General features: G+C 62.4%; 16 protein-coding genes. 3 read left to right on the plus strand and 13 right to left on the minus strand.

The features are described 5' to 3' along the window. Positions 1-71: 71 nt before the first annotated feature. The gene (gene hpf, locus KJS28_RS00185) at positions 72-608 is read right to left on the minus strand and encodes a ribosome hibernation-promoting factor, HPF/YfiA family (protein ID WP_213541255.1); all 537 of its coding nucleotides are present in this window, start codon (positions 606-608) and stop codon (positions 72-74) included. Between the two features lie 453 nt (positions 609-1,061). Between hpf and KJS28_RS00190 the strand changes: the two genes are divergently transcribed. Both KJS28_RS00190 and KJS28_RS00195 read left to right on the plus strand, forming a co-directional pair. Next, a complete protein-coding gene (locus KJS28_RS00190) occupies positions 1,062-2,462 on the plus strand; it encodes a radical SAM protein (RefSeq protein WP_213541256.1) in 1,401 nt (466 codons plus the stop codon). A gap of 2 nt (positions 2,463-2,464) precedes the next feature. Then, positions 2,465-3,553, plus strand: coding sequence for a hypothetical protein (locus KJS28_RS00195; RefSeq protein ID WP_213542273.1), 1,089 nt, complete (start codon positions 2,465-2,467; stop codon positions 3,551-3,553). A 189-nt stretch (positions 3,554-3,742) separates the two neighbouring features. Here KJS28_RS00195 and KJS28_RS00200 read toward each other — a convergent pair whose 3' ends face one another. The 12 genes from KJS28_RS00200 to recJ form a co-directional block, all read right to left on the minus strand. After that, positions 3,743-4,210: a S1 RNA-binding domain-containing protein gene (locus tag KJS28_RS00200; protein WP_213541257.1), complete on the minus strand. Its 468-nt coding sequence runs from the start codon at positions 4,208-4,210 to the stop codon at positions 3,743-3,745. A 42-nt stretch (positions 4,211-4,252) separates the two neighbouring features. Next, positions 4,253-4,549 carry a septum formation initiator family protein gene (locus KJS28_RS00205; RefSeq protein ID WP_213541258.1) on the minus strand — a complete coding sequence of 99 codons (297 nt, stop codon included), beginning with the start codon at positions 4,547-4,549 and terminating at the stop codon, positions 4,253-4,255. A 471-nt stretch (positions 4,550-5,020) separates the two neighbouring features. Next, positions 5,021-5,302 carry a YabP/YqfC family sporulation protein gene (locus KJS28_RS00210; protein ID WP_021858039.1) on the minus strand — a complete coding sequence of 94 codons (282 nt, stop codon included), beginning with the start codon at positions 5,300-5,302 and terminating at the stop codon, positions 5,021-5,023. A gap of 59 nt (positions 5,303-5,361) precedes the next feature. Next, positions 5,362-5,616, minus strand: a complete 255-nt coding sequence (locus KJS28_RS00215; protein WP_213541259.1) for an RNA-binding S4 domain-containing protein — start codon at positions 5,614-5,616, stop codon at positions 5,362-5,364. A gap of 66 nt (positions 5,617-5,682) precedes the next feature. Next, the gene (locus KJS28_RS00220; protein ID WP_021858041.1) at positions 5,683-5,958 is read right to left on the minus strand and encodes a non-specific DNA-binding protein Hbs; all 276 of its coding nucleotides are present in this window, start codon (positions 5,956-5,958) and stop codon (positions 5,683-5,685) included. A 62-nt stretch (positions 5,959-6,020) separates the two neighbouring features. Further along, complete coding sequence (gene mazG, locus KJS28_RS00225) at positions 6,021-6,812, minus strand: nucleoside triphosphate pyrophosphohydrolase (RefSeq protein ID WP_213541260.1); 792 nt, start codon at positions 6,810-6,812, stop codon at positions 6,021-6,023. Between the two features lie 45 nt (positions 6,813-6,857). Further along, complete coding sequence (locus tag KJS28_RS00230) at positions 6,858-8,414, minus strand: polysaccharide biosynthesis protein (RefSeq protein ID WP_213541261.1); 1,557 nt, start codon at positions 8,412-8,414, stop codon at positions 6,858-6,860. Positions 8,415-8,436: 22 nt separating this feature from the next. Then, a complete protein-coding gene (hemZ, locus tag KJS28_RS00235) occupies positions 8,437-9,915 on the minus strand; it encodes a coproporphyrinogen dehydrogenase HemZ (protein ID WP_213541262.1) in 1,479 nt (492 codons plus the stop codon). A 12-nt stretch (positions 9,916-9,927) separates the two neighbouring features. Beyond that, on the minus strand, positions 9,928-10,551 hold the full coding sequence (locus KJS28_RS00240; protein ID WP_213541263.1) for an MBL fold metallo-hydrolase: 624 nt from the start codon (positions 10,549-10,551) through the stop codon (positions 9,928-9,930). Positions 10,552-10,676: 125 nt separating this feature from the next. Beyond that, the gene (gene dtd, locus KJS28_RS00245) at positions 10,677-11,129 is read right to left on the minus strand and encodes a D-aminoacyl-tRNA deacylase (protein ID WP_021858046.1); all 453 of its coding nucleotides are present in this window, start codon (positions 11,127-11,129) and stop codon (positions 10,677-10,679) included. Between the two features lie 178 nt (positions 11,130-11,307). Further along, a complete protein-coding gene (locus KJS28_RS00250; protein WP_213541264.1) occupies positions 11,308-13,578 on the minus strand; it encodes a RelA/SpoT family protein in 2,271 nt (756 codons plus the stop codon). After that, entirely contained in the window at positions 13,571-15,673 is a 2,103-nt protein-coding gene (gene recJ, locus KJS28_RS00255) for a single-stranded-DNA-specific exonuclease RecJ (protein ID WP_213541265.1), read from the minus strand. The genes KJS28_RS00250 and recJ overlap by 8 nt, the downstream gene beginning before the upstream one ends. 184 nt (positions 15,674-15,857) lie before the next feature. Here recJ and KJS28_RS00260 point away from each other — a divergent pair, with 184 nt between their 5' ends. Then, positions 15,858-16,721 carry a hypothetical protein gene (locus KJS28_RS00260; RefSeq protein ID WP_213541266.1) on the plus strand — a complete coding sequence of 288 codons (864 nt, stop codon included), beginning with the start codon at positions 15,858-15,860 and terminating at the stop codon, positions 16,719-16,721. The last annotated feature ends 47 nt before the right edge of the window (positions 16,722-16,768 follow it).

Consider the following 16,768-nt stretch of genomic DNA (forward strand, 5'->3'; position numbering starts at 1 on the left):
AAAAGGGTCCCGGACATTTGTCCGGGACCCCATATGCTCTATGCCATGACAAAGCGCTTACTTTCAGCGCCTTACTCCGTCTCGATGAGACCGTAGCCGCCGTTGTTGCGGTGATACACCACGCAGATATTGCCGGTCTCCACGCTGCGGAATACATAGAAGGAGTGATCCAGCAGGTTCATCTGCAAAATAGCCTCCTCGGTGCTCATAGGCTTCACGGCGAAGCGCTTGGTACGCACCAGATGGTACTCCGGCTCCTCCACCACATCGAACTCGGCAGGGATATTGGAGGTCAGAGCGTCGGGGCGCAGATTCCGGGCCAGCCGGGTCTTGTTCTTGCGGATACGGCGGTCGATGAAGGCCACCGCCTCGTCAATGGCGCCCCGCATATCCCCGTCGGGGTCCTCCTCCTGCGCCCGAAACAGCGTGCCGTTGGCGGCCCGGATGGTCAGCTCCACCACGCAGCGGTTCTTTTTTTCTACGGCGAAGGTCACAAAGGCGTCTGCCTCCTCCGGGAAGTACCGATCCAGCTTGCTGATCTTCTTCTCGGCATATTCCTTGATGGAGTCGTTCAGCGCAATTTTCTTACAGGCAAATGTGAACTTCATGTGGCTTGCTCCTTTCCAAGTGTCCTTTGCAAAAAGGGGGGAAGGGTCGGGGAGAGGTTTCCCCTTATCCTTGTGGGCATTATACCATGTTGCATACTGTTTGAAAAGGTGCTTTGCCTATTTTTGTGGATAATTCACAAAAAATTAAAATCCACGACAAATTCGACAGGAAGCGGAAAAAGTTCCTGTTTTCCGCCAAAAGCTCCTATTTACAAAACTGTCGGACGGGTATATCATAAGCATCGGAAGCTTTCCAATATCCCACCCGCTTGGGCCGCTCTGCTTGCAGGGCGGCTCCTTTTTATGGAAAGCCACAAAATCATCCCATCAGCACCTGCGCTGCGGCATCATAGCCGAGAGAAGAACCTCCTCCCCCATAGATGTTCTTGCACATTTCAGCAGATATGGTATACTGTAAATCAGAGAATAACAGGATAGGGAGGGCTGATTCGGATGCGTATCACCCGTCGTGAGAAAAAATTCTGGGAGCAGCACCTGAGCTGCGTTCGCCATATCACACTGGATCCCAAGGGTCCGGGCGTGGTGCGGCTGCACATGATCCCGCCACGGGCGGAGGGGAAGGACGAACCCTTCCTTCTACTGCTGAACGGGGCCAAGCTGATCCCGCTGAATCTCAGCTGGGCCATTCTGCTGGCCAACTTCATGGCGGCCTTGGAGAGCTTCTTCACAGAGAGCGACAACGCCCCGGACCGTGAGGTGGAGCAGGTGGATTGGGAGCGTCTGGCGGAGGAGGCCGTGACGGCCACCCGCAGCGTTTACCCCCGGACCAAGCCGGAGCAGCTGCGGGAGGACCTTGCTCTGCTGATGGAGAGCCTCATCGCCATCGCACGGGGGCAGGAGCCGCCGGTGGAGGTAGGAACCCTAAGTCTGGGGGACTATGCCCCCTATATGTCGGCGCCCCACCGCATGGACCTGATGGTCAGCGCCATGACGCAGGACGGCGCATGGCACTGCAATCAGAAGTGTCTCCACTGCTACGCCGCCGGACAGCCCATGGGCGAGAGCCGGGAGCTGACCACCGCTCAGTGGAAGGAGGCGCTGGAGCGCCTGCGCCACGCCAATATCCCGCAGGTGACCTTCACCGGCGGAGAACCCACCCTCCGGGCGGATCTGGTGGAGCTGGTGGAGGCCGCCCAGTGGTTCGTGACCCGCCTCAACACCAACGGCCGTTTGCTGACGCCGGAGCTGTGCCGCCGGCTGTATGAGGCAAGCCTTGACAGCGTGCAGGTGACGCTGTACAGCGCCGATGCCGCTGTCCACAATACGCTGGTGGGCGCACCGGGCTTCGACGACACGGTGCAGGGCGTCCGCAACGCTGTGGCGGCGGGCCTGATGACGTCGGTGAACACGCCGCTGTGCAGCCTGAATCGGGATTATGCCGCTACCCTCCGCTTTGTGCATGAGCTGGGAGTGCGATACGTCACCTGTTCCGGGCTCATTCCCTCCGGCGGCGCTGAGACGGAGGCCAGCCAGGCCACCCGCCTGACGCAGGAGGAGCTGACTGCCGTGCTGCGTCAGGCCGTGGAGACGGCGGAGGAGCTGGGCATGGAGATCGACTTCACCAGCCCCGGCTGGCTGCCGGAGGAGACGCTCCGGAGCCTTGGCCTGCACCTGATCCCCAGCTGCGGAGCCTGCCTGAGCAACATGGCCGTCACCCCCGACGGGCAGGTAGTTCCCTGCCAGAGCTGGCTGGGCGGCACCACGCTGGGGAACCTCCTCACCGACGACTGGTCCGCCATCTGGGACGGCGAGACCTGCCGGGCCATCCGGGCCAAGAGTGCCAAGCTGGAGCATATCTGCCAGCTGGGCGAGGGAAACAGAGAGGGGTGCTGACCATGAAAAAGACCATTTGCCGGGCGCTGCTGTGTCTGCTGCTGGCGGCCTGTCTGCTGCCCCTGACGGCCCGCACCGCCCACGCCGACAAGATCTACGACGAGATCGTCAACTATCAGGTGGACGTCACTCCCAACACCGAGGACGGCAGTCTGACGATTCAGGTGACGCTGGACTGGAAGCCTCTGGAGGATCTGCCTGCCACCAACTCCCAGAAGGGCGGGGCCAAGATCGGCATCCCCAACGGTTCCATCCGGGAGATGACGGCCCTCACCGACAACATCCAGAGCATCGATCACGACAACAGCTACGCCTACATCGACTTCACCCAGTCCTACGATGCCAACGAGACCTTCCACTTCGCTTTCCGCTGGGTGCAGGAGTATATGTATGCCCTCAGCGACAGCGGGGCTGTATCCTATGACTATACCCCCGGCTGGTTCGACAGCGCCCCGGTGGACGTCATGACCCTGACGTGGCACGACCCAGCCTCCGTGGCGGGCGTTGGCTCCGACGGCCAGACCGGCGGAGACCATGTGCTCACCGCCAGCAATATGAAACCGGGGGACCGGTTGAGTTTCACCGTGGAATATGCCAGCTGGCCCTCCACCCTGTATTGGGAGAACAGCCGGGATAATCTGCCGGATAACAGCCGGGGCGACGACTCCTATGACGATTCCGACGATTCCGATAACTGGGTATTCACCGTATTCGTGATATTCGTTCTGGTGATCTTCTTCGTGGCCCGGGCCGCCGCCTACGACGGCTATGCCGGCGGCTTCGGCACCCGCTACGTATTCGTCCACGGCCTGTGGTATCCCGCCGGCCCGGATGGCCGCCATCCCCGTCCCGGCTCCGTGGGCACCAAGCATAAGCCCGCCCCGCCCCGCAGCAGCGGCTTCGGCGGCGGAAAGCGTGGCGGCGGTTTTGGAGGCGGTGGCTTCGGCGGAGGCGGCAGCCATTGCGCCTGCGCCTCCAGCTGTGCCTGTGCCTGTGCTTGCGCCTGCGCCGGCGGCGGCCGGGCGGGCTGCAGCGCCAAGAATCTGTATGGCGCCGTGAAGCTCAGCGAGGAGCTGACTGAAAACCTGTAATTTATCTCGATTACGCAGCGTGACTGTCCCGGTTGCGCTGCGTAATGATTTGCGCTGTGGGTTTACCATGGATGACAATGTTGCCCGATCATAGAGCGCCGTTTTCGCACGGAGAATGTGGCACCGGCAAAACTCACCCCCAAAAAACAAGCAGGCAGAAGCTTTACGCTTCTGCCTGCCTATTTTCAATTATCTTCTCCTGCGCCCGCTGCCCCGCTTCCCCGCCATATAGCGGTTCAGCTCCGACTGTTTGCTGTCGGACTGGGTCATGAACTGCTTCAGCTTGTCCTCGAAGGACGGCTCCGCCGGGGGCTGCATGGCCACTGTAGCCTGTGCCGGACGGGGAGACCGACCGCCGCTGCGGGGGCCGGGACGACTGCCCTGGGGCCGGGCCGATCGGGCCGGCTGCGGGCGTTCCTGCTGGGGTTGGGCCTGCTTGATGGACAGATTGATTTTCCCCTCCGGGGAGAGGGAGAGGATCTTCACGGTGACCTCCTGCCCCTCGGTGAGGTAGTCGTGGACGTCGCTGACAAAGGCAGCGGCCACCTCTGATATGTGGACCAAACCGGACTTCCCGCCGGGTAGGCTCACAAATGCGCCGAATTTGGTGATTGCGGTGACTTTCCCGCTGATGATCGTCCCAACCGCCAGTTCCATATACTTCTCTATTGACTCCCTTCGGTGTTGAAATGGGGATGCTCAGTTGTTCACGTCCGGAAAGATGCGCTCGCCGTCCTCCGCCAGCCCCAGCCGGTCACGGGCCAGCCCCAGAATGTAGTCCGGGTCGTCGGCGTGGGACAGCGCATCCTTCAGGGAGTTGTTCTCCTCCTCCTTCTGCTCCACCTGAGTGCGGAGCCGTGCCTCCTGCTCCTTGGCGGCGGAGAGGTCACCATAGACTTCCACCAGCTTATAGGCCATCACGCCCAGCAGGATCAGCAGCACCAGTGCGCCCAGCAGACCGCTCCGGCGTTTTTTTGTGTTTTTCTTCCGTGCCATAGCGGTCTCCTTTCCTGCGCCTTGCAGATGGGGGATACTCCCACCGATACTGTTTCATTGTAGCGTATTTTTTCCAAAAAAGAAAGTGTTTTTTCAGGGAATTCCCGATTTTTTTCGCCAACTTTACACCAAAGTGCAGCGGAAGTGCCAGCAGCCGTCCAAAGGCGGCGGCAGCGGCGACCCAAAAGTCCCACAGCGGCCGCAGCAGCGGTGCCAGCAGCAGAAAATACAGCCCCGCTCCGCCGCAGGCTCCCAGCAGCAAAAAGAGCCGTGCCTCGCCCTGGCTCACCGCCGTCAGGAACCACACCATCAGCACCAGCCCGCCCCCCGGTGAACAGGGCATCCGTCAGGTGGATCAGCCGACCCCGCCGCAGGGGCCGCAGCAGATCATAGACCACCCCACCCAGCATCCCCAGCAGCGCCGCCTGCCCCAACAGCAGCAGCTGGGCGGAGACATAGTTCTCCATCCCCTCAGCCGAACAGTCGGGACAGCAGGGAGGTGCGCCCTGCGGCAGGCTCCTCATAGCTGATGGAGTCGATGTGGCCGTCCACATGGAGCTCTCCGCCGTCCAGCGTGAGCTTCCCGATGTGCAGCCCCTCGCCAGTGACCACCAGCTCCCCCACGCAGGTGGACATGACGATGCATGTCTCGTCGAATCGGGCCACGTCCTCCACTCCGGATACCGTCAGACGCTCCCGGCCATCCAGCTCCAGCCGGTGGTGCAGGGGAGCGCCGGTGATCTCATATGCCATAAAAAAGCTCCTTTCATACACATACATACTACGATATGTGTATGAAAGGGGCTCTTCGGTTATGACGGGCTGTCCATGATCTCCCGGTACATGGCGGCGGCCTCGGCCTTACCCACATTGTCCGCTACGGTGAGTACCTCCACCTCCAGCGTCCGCTGGCCGAAGCGGATGGCGATGCGGTCGCCGGGCTTCACGTCGTAGGAGGCCCGCTGCACCCGGCCATTGACCATGACACGCTCATTGTCGCAGGCCTCATTGGCCACGGTACGGCGCTTGATGAGCCGGGAAACCTTCAGATATTTGTCCAGACGCATGAAACGTCGCTCCTTTCATGAAAAGGTCGGTGTGCCGCAGCACACCGACCGAAACCATATAAAACCTTACTTCGCAACGGCGTCCTTCAGAGCCTTGCCGGCCTTGAAGGTGGGAACAGCGGAAGCGGGGATCTCGATGGTCTCCTTGGTCCGGGGATTCAGGCCGGTGCGGGCGGCACGCTTCTTCACCTCGAAGGAGCCAAAGCCCACCAGCTGGACCTTGTCGTCGTTCTGCAGGGCCTCGGTGATGGAAGCCAGAGTAGCGGTGATGACAGCCTCGGTGTCCTTCTTGGACAGGCCGGCCTTCTCGGCGGCAGCGGCGATCAGTTCGGTTTTATTCATGGTGATTCCTCCTAAAAAATGTTTCTTTGGTACGTCTATATCCTAAAACGATATCCATCGCATTAAGATCGCTTGGCCTCGACCCACAGGGTCTCCAGCGTTTCCAGCGGCAGTTGATCCACGGATTTCCCCATGGCGGCTGCCCCCTCCTCCACCGCCCGGTAGCGGCGGATGAATTTCTCACAGGTGCCGTGGATGGCGACCTCCGGGTCCACCCCGACAAAGCGCCCCACCTTCACGGCGGCAAAGAGCACATCTCCCAGCTCCTCCGTCACGTCGCCGTCTCCGGCGGCGGCCCGGTGCAGCTCGGAAACCTCCTCGTCCAGCTTGGCCAGCGCTCCGGAGATGTCCGGCCAGTCGAACCCGTCACGGGCGGCCTTGCTCTGGAGCTTCTCCGCCCGCCACAGTCCCGGCAGGCTCCGGGCCACGGCATCCAGCGCCTGAGCGGTGGTCTGCTGGCCCTTCTCCCGGCGCTTGATGGCCTCCCAGCCCTCCAGCACCGTATCGGCGTCCTGCACCGTCTCCTGTCCCCCGAACACATGGGGATGCCGGAAGAGCATCTTGCGAACCTCACCGTCGGCCACATCGTCCATGGTGAAATCGCCGGCCTGCCGCTCGATGTCGGCATGGAATACCACCTGCAGCAGCAGATCCCCCAGCTCCTCCTTCAGCAGGGCCGGATCCTCCCGGTCGATGGCCTCGGCGGCCTCATAGGCCTCCTCCAGCAGACTGCGCCGCAGGGAGGCGTGAGTCTGCACTCGATCCCAAGGACAGCCGCCCTCTGACCGCAGCAACGCCACGATGCGCAGCAGATCCGAAAGACCGTAATGCTCCTTCCTCTCAAAATCTATCATATTTACGCTCCTATTGCAAGACTTTTCGTCATTTGTGAGAGATCCTTAAAAAAATCCAGATGGTTTTCGCCGCTTTTTGGCGGCAAAAACGGCACACAGCTCCTCTCGGCGCACTGCCCCCAGCAGCAGGACGAGACCGCCGTACACCGCAGCGGCTGCCGCTACGGCTCCCAGCACGGCCAGCGGCAGGGAAGCCCGGTGTACCAGCATCCGGTAAAAGCCGGAGGCCGTCACCGCCATGGCCCCCACTGCCACCAGCGTCCGGAGAGGAACGCCCCAGCGAAAGACTATCCCGGTGGTGCGTCCCACCGCCAGTAGGTTCATCCCCGCAATAAGCGCATAGCAGAGCAGTGTTCCCACGGCGGCGCCCCGGATGCCCCAAGCGGGGTCCGACACCAGCCGGTAGCTGACAGCGATTTTCACCGCCCCGCCGGTGAGCAGCGTTACCACCGGGATGTGCTCGTGGCCCCATGCCTGCAAAATACCGCCGGAGACCACCATCAGGCACACGCACACGGCAGCCAGCCCCAGCACCCGCAGGTGATGGGCGGCGGCAGCGGCGGTCTGCACCTGAGCGGGGTACAGCAGCCGCAGGACAGGCCCCGCCAGAACGGACAGCCCTATCCCCGACGGCAGCGCCAGCAGCAGTGCCATCCGCAGGGCGGTGCGGGTGTGGCGGCGGGCCGTCCGCCGGTCGCCCTGTCCCAGCGCTCCGCTGATGGCCGGCACCAGACTGACGCTGATGGGATAGAGAAAGGAGGGCGGCAGGGAGAACAGCGTCAGGGCGAAGGCGTACTCCCCGTATTGCCGGTTGGCCTCCTCCAGCCCCAGACCCAACCGGCTCTGGAGGGCATCCATGGCCACGGACTGATCCAGCAGGGTGATGAAGCTCATGCCTCCGGCTCCCAGCGTAATGGGAACGCCGATCTTCAGCAGCTGACCCAGCACCTCCCGCCGGGAAGGTGGAGTGTCGCTGCCCATGCAGGAGGGCAGCCACCGCAGGGTCAGAACCAGCAGTGCCAGCAGTGAGCCTACGGTCACACCTGCCATGGCCCCGGCGGCCCCGATCTCCGGGGAGACGCCCCGGACAGTCAGGAGATACCACGTAAGGCCCAGCCCCACCACCAGCTTCCCGGCGGATTCCACCACCTGACTGACGGCGGTGGGCAGCATCTGCCCCTGCCCTTGGGTGTAGCCCCGGATGGCGGACAGCAGACACACCGCCAGCAGCGCCGGGGCCAGTACCCGGATGGAGGGGGCCGCCAGCTCATTGTGCAGCAGGCCCGACAGCTGCCGGGGAAAGGTCAGCATCACACCGCTGCCCACCAGCCCCAGCGCCAGAAATAACGCCAGCGCCACATGGAAAATGCGCCGCTGCCGCCGGGGTCTGCCCCTGCTCTGGGCGATGAGACGGCTCATGGCCAGCGGCAGACCGGCGGTGGAGAGGGTCAACAGCACGCCATAGACGTTGTAGGCCGCCTGAAAGCAGCCCATGCCCCGGCTCCCCAGCAGGTTGCCCAGAGGGATCTTATACAAGGCCCCCAGCAGCTTGCTGACCGCTACCGCCGCCGTCAGCAGGGCGGCACCCCCCAGAAAGCCCATGTACCCTCCCGTCCGGGGATGCTCATCCCCTCATGTTCTCATGGAATTGACGGAAGGCGGAGAGATTTTCCTCCAGCTTTTCGCTTCTCTGGATGTATTCTGTGGGGTACTTGGTGTGAAATACCCGCTCGATGCGCTGATGCACCGGATCCACCATCTTGGTGGACCCACCGGCCCCCAGCGAGAGGATGCTGTGCAGCTCCTCCATGATGTAGATATTATACAGCCCCTCGGCTCCGGATATGCACCATCCGGTGTTTTCAAAGCTGCCGGACATATATTTTTGCCGGTACAGGTAGTAGGGGTGGAAGTCCGCCTGCCGGAGGGCGGCGTTGGCGTAGTCCAGCATTTCCCCCACCGCCTCCGCCGAGGGGATGGTGAAGTTCTCCAGCAAAATGCGGCTTCCCTTTTTTAGGCTCAGGGTATGGACGGTGATGTTGTCGGCCCCGTAGGACAGGCACTTGTCCAGCGTCCGCCGGAAGCCCTCCGGCGTGTCCTCCGGCAGTCCGGCGATCAGATCCATGTTCACATGGGGAAAGCCCATGCCGGTGGCCAGTGCCATGGCCTCCTCCACGTCACGGGCCGTATGGCGGCGGCCGATGGCGGTGAGGACGTGATCCTCCAGCGACTGGGGATTGACGCTGATGCGGTCTACGCCGTGATCCAGCAGCACCTGCAGCTTCTCCCGGTCGATGGTGTCCGGTCGTCCGGCCTCAATGCAGTATTCCACGCAGCCCGACAGATCGAAGCTGCGATTCAGGTGGGTCAGCAGCCGGTCCATCTGATCGGCGGAGAGGGTAGTGGGAGTACCGCCCCCCATGTAGAAGGATTTGATGTGCAGCCCCGTCTCCTCCACCATTCGGGCGGCGTCGGTGATCTCCCGGTGCAGCACCTCCAGATACGGCTCCACCAGTCCCAGCGTCCGCTCCACGGACTGGGACACAAAGCTGCAATAGGCGCAGCGGGTGGGGCAGAAGGGGATGCCAACATACAGGGAGATATCCTCCGGGCGCAGGTCCGCCTTGGCTCTGCGGGAGGCCTCCGCCGTCTCGATACACAGGCGCCGGCGCTCCGGCGAGACGAAGTAGGTGTCCCGCAGGACCCGGTCCACCTGCCGCTCCGTCATGCCCTCCTCCAGCATCCGGGAGGCCAGCTTGCCGGGGCGGATGCCCGTCAGCGCCCCCCAGCTGGGGGTGATGCCGGTGATCTCCCGTGCCGCCTTGAAGAAGCTTAGCTTCACCGCCTTCTGGCGAAGGCGCTCCGCCTCATACTCCGTCAGCTGCGGGTCCACGGCGGTCCGGGAGATGCCACGGGCCGTCCGGCCGTGGTAGGTGATGGTGGTGACGGCGGTGTTATAGCGGGGGGAGCGGCTCAGCGTCACCAGCGCATGATCCTCCCCATCCTCCGCCGGCTCATAGACCGGCCGTTCCTCCGGGAAAAAAGCCAGCAGACTCTGCTCCACGGCGTACCGGTCGTCGTGACCACGAAAGATCAGCTTCATGGCACCCCTCCGTCACAGGGAGAGCCGCCGGGTCATAAAGGGGTTCACCCGGCGCTCATAGTCCAGCTCCGTGGCCCCCTCATGGCCGGGATAGACCTTGTAGTTGCCGGGCAGCGCCGCCAGCCGGTCCAGCGAGGCCAGCATGGCCTTGGGGTCGCCGCCGGCGAAGTCTGTGCGGCCGCAGGAGCCACGGAACAGGGTGTCGCCGGAGAACATCACGTCCCCTACCAGCAGACATACGGAGCCCTGGGTGTGGCCCGGCGTCTCCATGACACGGATGGTGAGGCTGCCCAGCGTCAGGGTGTCCCCCTCCTTGTAGTAGCGCTGGTTGTGCTCCGGCAGGCGGGAGAACATCATATCCATGTGCTTGGGCGGCTGGTCGGTGACGTCCTTCTCGTGGATGTACACCGGCACGTCGGGGTATTTCTCCAGCAGAGGCCGGACGGCGGTGGTGTGGTCAAAGTGACCGTGGGTCAGCAGGATGTACTCCAGACGGCAGCCGGAGCGGCTGACCATGTCGGCCACCTGCTCCGGCTTGTCACCGGGATCGATGAGGGCGCAGACCCCGGTCTCCTCGTCGCACAGCAGATAGCAGTTGGTGGAAATAAAGCCCACCCGGATGGAATCGATTTTCATGGGATATTCTCCTTTATCAAGCATCGCTGGGATGTGAATGGTCGTGTAGAAGATAGCGTGGGGATCGCATAGAGAAAAAACAGCCAAGCAGAGCCGGGATATACTCCGCCGATGGAGCATATTGGTCAGCTGGAGAGCTGGTCGGTGTCTACGATCAGGGTCAGGGGGCCGTCGTTGACGGACTGGACCAGCATATCGGCACCGAATTCGCCGGTCTCAGTGTGGAAGCCCTTTTCCCGGCACAAGGCCACGAATTTTTCATACAGGGGGATGGCCACCTCCGGCCGGGCGGCGGCCAGAAAGTCCGGACGGCGGCCCTTGCGGCAGTTGCCGTAAAGAGTGAACTGGGATACCACCAGAATTTCGCCGCCCACCGTCTCCAGACCACGGTTCATCTTGCCGTCCTCATCCTCAAAAATACGCAGGCCCACCAGTTTGTCCGCCAGCTTCACGGCTTGGGCCTCGGTGTCCTCATGGGTGATGCCCAGCAGGATCAGAAAGCCCTGTCCGATCTGGCCGATGGTCTTGCCGTCCACGGCAACGGAGGCACTTTTTACCCGTGTCAGTACAGCTCTCATGGAATATAGTCTCCTTTTTCGACAATATATACGATGATTTTGATGAGTTGGAGCGATTTCGAGGGAGTGTCAACCGATTTTCACGTCGCAATGCGGCTGGAGATCGGTAGACACGACCATATGCGCTTTTGCACACTTTGCCAGCTATCGGAAAAGTGTGGCGCCGGAGGCGCATTTATCACCCGGCGGGGCGGGTAACACGCATGACCCCGGAGATCTGCTCCAGCCGGCGCATGACAGCCTGCAGCTGCTGGCTGTCGGATACATCCACGGCCAGAGAGATCAGGGCGAAGCCGTCGGCGGTGGAGCGGGCGTTGAGAGAGGATACGTGGACCTTGGCAGCGGAGAGGATGGTGGAGATATCCACCAGCAGATTGGGCCGATCCTTGGACACTACCTGCAAATTGGTGCGGTAGGATTCCCGTGTTTTGCCGCCCCAGGAGACCTTGATCCAGCGGCCCGCCTCCTCCGGCGGACGGCGGGCGGGGTCGGCGTTGGGGCAGTCCTTACGGTGGACAGAGACGCCATAGCCACGGGTGATAAAGCCCACGATCTCGTCGCCGGGGACAGGGGAGCAGCACTTGGAGAACTTCACCAGACAGTTGCTGAGACCCTGCACCACGATGCCCTGCTCGCTGTGTTCCCGGACGGGGACGGCGGGACGGGTCACCTCCGGCTGGCCCTCCACCGGCACCTCCGCCTGACGCTCTGCCTGATGCTGGTGCAGGATGCGCTGGATGTCCTCCCGCAGACGGCCGATGAGCTTCAGGCTGGTGACGCCGCCGTAGCCAATGGCGGCATACATATCGTCCAGACTCTTGAAGGAGAGCCTTTTCAGAATGACGGGGAGGTTTTCCTCCGCCGTCAGCTCCTTCAGGGTGACGCCGCAGCGCTTCAGCTCCGACTCGAAGGAGGAGCGGCCGTTGACGATGTTCTCGTCCCGGCGCTCCCGCTTGAACCACTGGCGTATCTTGGAGCGGGCGTTGCTGGAGCGGGCGATCTTCACCCAGTCCCGGCTTGGGCCGTGGGCGGACTGGGAGGTGACCACCTCTACGATGTCGCCGTTTTTCAGGCGGGTATCAAAGGGGACCAGACGGCCGTTGACCTTGGCCCCCACCATATGGTTGCCCACGGCGGAATGGATGTTGTAGGCAAAATCGATGGGCGTGGCTCCGGCGGGGAGGTTGATGACGTCGCCACGGGGGGTAAACACGAACACCTCGTCGGCAAACATATCCACCTTCAGGGAGTGGATGAAGTCCTCGGCGTCGGCGCCCTCCTGATTCTCCAGCAGACGGCGGACCCACTCATAGCGGCCCTCGTCCCCGGCCCCCTGACCGTTCTGCTTATACTTCCAGTGGGCGGCGATGCCGTATTCGGCCACCTCGTGCATCTCACGGGTACGGATCTGCACCTCGAAGGGGATGCCGTTCTGGCCCACCACGGTGGTGTGGAGGCTCTGGTACATATTGGGCTTGGGGGTGCCGATATAGTCCTTGAAGCGGCCCAGAATGGGCTTATACAGGTCGTGGATGATGCCCAGCACATTGTAGCAGTCGGACACCGTGTCCACAATGACCCGGAAGGCGAAGAGGTCGTATACATCGTCCAGAGACTTGTTCTGGGTATACATCTTGCGGTAGATGGAGTAGGGGTGCTTCATGCGGCCATAGACGTAGCCGTCGATGTGGGCCTCCCGCAGGCGGCGGGTGATCTGGTCGTGGATAGAGGACATGAAGCCGTCATACTGAGCGGCCTTTTCATTCAGAGCCTCCACGATCTCCCGGTAGCTGATGGGGTCCAGATATTTCAGGCTCAGGTCCTCCAGCTCCCACTTCATCTTCTGCATTCCCAGCCGGTGGGCAATGGGGGCATAGATCTCCATGGTCTCGAAGGACTTCTGCTTCTGCTTCTCCGGGGTCTGGTACTCCATGGTACGCATATTGTGGAGCCGGTCGGAGATTTTGATGAGAATGACCCGGATGTCCTTGCTCATGGCCATGAGCATCTTCCGGAGGTTCTCCATCTGCTCCTCCTCCTTGGAGGTATAGTGGACACGGGTCAGCTTGCTGACGCCCTCCACCAGATCCGCCACTGTGGGAGAGAAGAGCCGGGAGATGTCCTCGTGGGTGGCGGAGGTATCCTCGATGGTGTCGTGGAGCAGAGCCGCCTCGATGGACTCGGAGTCCAGATGCAGCTCCTCCGCCACGATCTGGGCCACCGCCAGCGGGTGGGTGATGAAGGGAGAGCCGTCCTTCCGCATCTGCGCTCCGTGGGCCTTGGCGGCGAACTCGAAGGCGGCCCGGATCTGCTGGAAGTTGGCGCTGGGGTTATAGCGGCGGACGGTGTCCTCCAGCTTGCGGTAGCGCTGCTCCAGATCAGCCCAGACCTCCGGGCGGATCTCCGGCACCAGAGACGCCGGTGCGGTGGTATTCTGGGTATCAGTCATGGTGATCGCCTCCCCGTTTGGGCTGCATGACCTCATGCAGGCCCTGTAAGTAACCGGATTCCTCCAAGCGGACGTGTTTCCCCTGGCCGGTGAGTGTGATGGAAATGGTGTCGCCCTCTTGCCGGAGGGTCAGCAGCTGCCGTTCCCGGAACACCTCCAGACAGAAGGCAGTCCGAAGGAAGGGGTCGGCCCCCTCCAGCCGGGCGGACAGCTCCCGCAGCAGCGGCAGGTAGCAGGCGGTGAGCCCCTCCGGGGGGACGGTGTGCTCCAGCGCCCGCCACAGCTGCACGCACTGGCTGCGGGATGGCAGCAGGTGGACCGCCTCCTTGGGCAGGAGCCGATCGCCCCGCAGACAGCGCTCCAACAGGTGCAGGCACTCATCCTCCCGTGTACTGACAGTGAGGGACGGGCGGATGTCCACCATTTGCAGCTGTACCGTGCGGTTGCCCCGAAATTCGTTGATCTGCAGATAAAAGGCCGCATCCACCCGGCTGCCCGCCGCAACGGGACAGGTGTCGGGGGAGACGGAGAAGAAAATACCGTCGAACTGGCTGCTGCCCTTGCTGAGCCGCAGCTTCAGGTGGCGATTCTGGCCCACGCTCTGCAGCCGCTCCAGCGTGGCGCCCATCAGGCAGAAGAGAGGGCGGGCATTACCGGCGCCGTAGGGCTCCAGCATCCCCAGAGCCTCCACCTCCGTCAGGGTGACACGGCTGGGACAGGTGAGGGCGGCATCGATCTCCAGACATACCTCCGGCGCTCCGCCACCCTGATATTCCCGCACCAGCTGGTTCATCCGCTGGCGGAAGGAGGGGATATTGGCGACATCGATGGTGAAGCCCGCTGCCAGCTCGTGACCGCCGAAATCCAGCAGGAGGTCGGAGCAGCGCTCCAGAGCGGCGAAAAGGTTGAAGCCGCCCCAACTGCGGCAGGAGCCCTTGCCCACGGTGCCGCTTAAGTGGATCATAAAGCTGGGACAGGCGTATTTTTCCGACAGGCGGGAGGCCACGATGCCCACCACCCCTTGGTGCCACGTGTCGGAGGCCAGCACCAGAGCGCTGCGCTCCTGCGGCGGCAGATGGTCGATCTGTTCCACTGCCTGGGCATAGATGGTCTGCTCCACCGCCTGACGCTCCCGGTTCAGGGCGCACAGCTCACGGGCCAACCGGGCGGCCTCCGCCGGGTCCTGACACAGCAGGAGGTCGGCGGCCTTGTCCGCTGCCCCCATGCGGCCGGCGGCGTTGATGCGGGGGGCCAGCACGAAGCCCACCTGCACGGAGGTGATGGCCTTATCCATGAGGCCTGCCTCCTGCAGCAGGGCGTGGAGGCCGATGAAGTCCGACTGGGTGATGCACTCCAAGCCACGGGAGACGATGATGCGGTTCTCCCCGGACATGGGCATCACGTCGGCAATGGTGCCGATGGCGGCCAAGGTGCAGTAGCGGGAGAAAAGGGCCTCCTCCCGGCTCTCGCCGCCCAGCGCCAGCACCAGCTTCAGCGCCACGCCGCAGCCCGCCAGATAGGGGAAGGGATAGGTGCAGTCCGGCCGGTGGGGGTCCACCACCGCCACGGCCCGTGGCAGGGTGTCCTTGCACTCGTGGTGATCGGTGATGACCACATCCATGCCCAGAGAGGCGGCGAAGTCCACCTCCTCCACCCCGGTGATGCCGCAGTCCACGGTGATGAGCAGCTCTACCCCCTGCTCATGGAGGGAGCGGATGGCGTCCTGCCCCAGCCCGTAGCCGTCCTCGATGCGGCGAGGAATATAGTGCAGCACATCGACGCCCCGGCTTTTCAGGTAATCCACCAGGATCACCGTGGCGGTGATGCCGTCCACGTCGTAATCCCCGAACACCGCCATGCGGAGGCCCTGCCCGATGGCCCGGCTGATGCACTCCACCGCCCGGTCCATGTCCTTCATCAGGAAGGGGGAGCAGGTCAGATCCCGGCCCCGCTCCAGAAAGGCGGCGGCCTCCTCCGCCGTGGAGATGCTCCGTGCCGCCAGTACCTGCGACACCAGCTGGGGATAGCCAGCCTCGCCGAGACGGCGGATATCCGCTTCCTCCGCTGGGGCGATATGCCATTTGGAAAACTTCATCTGCCAGCGCTCCCTTCCGCATACTACTATAATCAACTATTATAACAAATCCGCCGGAAAAGGACAAGCGGAAAGTGCGGCCGCAGCGGGCTTTTTGCGGGGCAAAGGAATGGGAAAACGGTTGCAATGGATGGCGGGAGGGCGTATAATGGCTGCATCTGCATAGGAATGAGGAAAAAGCATCATGAGACCTGACGGAACCAGAGTGAAAGACCTGCCGCCGCTGGTGGCGGCCATTCCCTACATCATGCCCAAGCGCTACGATGCGTGGAACTCCATCACCGAGAACATCGACGAGGAGGCTGTAAAGGCCTACATCCGCCATTGGCGGCGGGAGGGCGTACGCTTGAACCACATGAGTGTCATCATCGCCGCCTACTACCGGGCGGTGCTGGACAATCCAAAGCTGAACTACTTCGTGATGAACGGAAAAATTTATCGGCGCAACCACTTCTGCGTCTCCTTCGTCATTCTCAAGAAGCAATCCGACGGGGTGGTCAACGAGACAGCACTGAAAGTGTATTTGGAGCCGTCGGACGATATTTTCTCCATTGACAGGAAAATTCGGGAGGTTATTGCCGCCAACCAGCATGAGCACCAGTCCAACAGCACCGACAAGTTCGCACGGTTCATGTTCTCCGTGCCGGGGCTGCCAAAGTTCGTGGTGTGGCTGGCGTATCATCTGGACAAGCACGGGCTGCTGCCCCGGAAGATCATCGACCTGTCGCCCTTCCACACCAGTATGTTCATCACCAATCTGGCCTCCATCAAGACCAGCTATATCCATCACCACTGCTATGAGTTCGGCACCACCAGCGTGTTCGTGTGCATGGGCAAGCCCGTGCCGGATTACATGGGCGGTGACCTGACCCGGAAGGTGATGCCCATCGGCGTGGTGATGGACGAGCGCATCTGCACCGGATATGAGTATGCGGCGTTTTACAGCGATTTCAAGGGCTACCTCCGGGACCTGAGCCAGCTGGAGACCCCCTTTGACGGCAGCCGCCTCCAAAAGGAGGAGGAAAAGACCCCGGCCGGTGTATCCTGACACCGGGAGGGAGCATAGGATAGACGGCCCCTGCGGGGGCGGGACAG

This window comes from Vescimonas coprocola (genome assembly GCF_018408575.1).
Taxonomy (GTDB): domain Bacteria; phylum Bacillota; class Clostridia; order Oscillospirales; family Oscillospiraceae; genus Vescimonas; species Vescimonas coprocola.

Coding starts and splice junctions, on each gene's coding strand:
- dtd (WP_021858046.1), bottom strand. CDS start 11,129: ATGAGAGCTGTACTGACACGGGTAAAAAGTGCCTCCGTTGCCGTGGAC.
- KJS28_RS00230 (WP_213541261.1), bottom strand. CDS start 8,414: ATGGGCTTTCTGGGGGGTGCCGCCCTGCTGACGGCGGCGGTAGCGGTC.
- mazG (WP_213541260.1), bottom strand. CDS start 6,812: ATGATAGATTTTGAGAGGAAGGAGCATTACGGTCTTTCGGATCTGCTG.
- KJS28_RS00260 (WP_213541266.1), top strand. CDS start 15,858: ATGAGACCTGACGGAACCAGAGTGAAAGACCTGCCGCCGCTGGTGGCG.
- KJS28_RS00195 (WP_213542273.1), top strand. CDS start 2,465: ATGAAAAAGACCATTTGCCGGGCGCTGCTGTGTCTGCTGCTGGCGGCC.
- hpf (WP_213541255.1), bottom strand. CDS start 608: ATGAAGTTCACATTTGCCTGTAAGAAAATTGCGCTGAACGACTCCATC.
- KJS28_RS00215 (WP_213541259.1), bottom strand. CDS start 5,616: ATGCGTCTGGACAAATATCTGAAGGTTTCCCGGCTCATCAAGCGCCGT.
- KJS28_RS00210 (WP_021858039.1), bottom strand. CDS start 5,302: ATGGCATATGAGATCACCGGCGCTCCCCTGCACCACCGGCTGGAGCTG.
- KJS28_RS00205 (WP_213541258.1), bottom strand. CDS start 4,549: ATGGCACGGAAGAAAAACACAAAAAAACGCCGGAGCGGTCTGCTGGGC.
- KJS28_RS00250 (WP_213541264.1), bottom strand. CDS start 13,578: ATGACTGATACCCAGAATACCACCGCACCGGCGTCTCTGGTGCCGGAG.
- recJ (WP_213541265.1), bottom strand. CDS start 15,673: ATGAAGTTTTCCAAATGGCATATCGCCCCAGCGGAGGAAGCGGATATC.
- KJS28_RS00200 (WP_213541257.1), bottom strand. CDS start 4,210: ATGGAACTGGCGGTTGGGACGATCATCAGCGGGAAAGTCACCGCAATC.
- KJS28_RS00240 (WP_213541263.1), bottom strand. CDS start 10,551: ATGAAAATCGATTCCATCCGGGTGGGCTTTATTTCCACCAACTGCTAT.
- hemZ (WP_213541262.1), bottom strand. CDS start 9,915: ATGAAGCTGATCTTTCGTGGTCACGACGACCGGTACGCCGTGGAGCAG.
- KJS28_RS00190 (WP_213541256.1), top strand. CDS start 1,062: ATGCGTATCACCCGTCGTGAGAAAAAATTCTGGGAGCAGCACCTGAGC.
- KJS28_RS00220 (WP_021858041.1), bottom strand. CDS start 5,958: ATGAATAAAACCGAACTGATCGCCGCTGCCGCCGAGAAGGCCGGCCTG.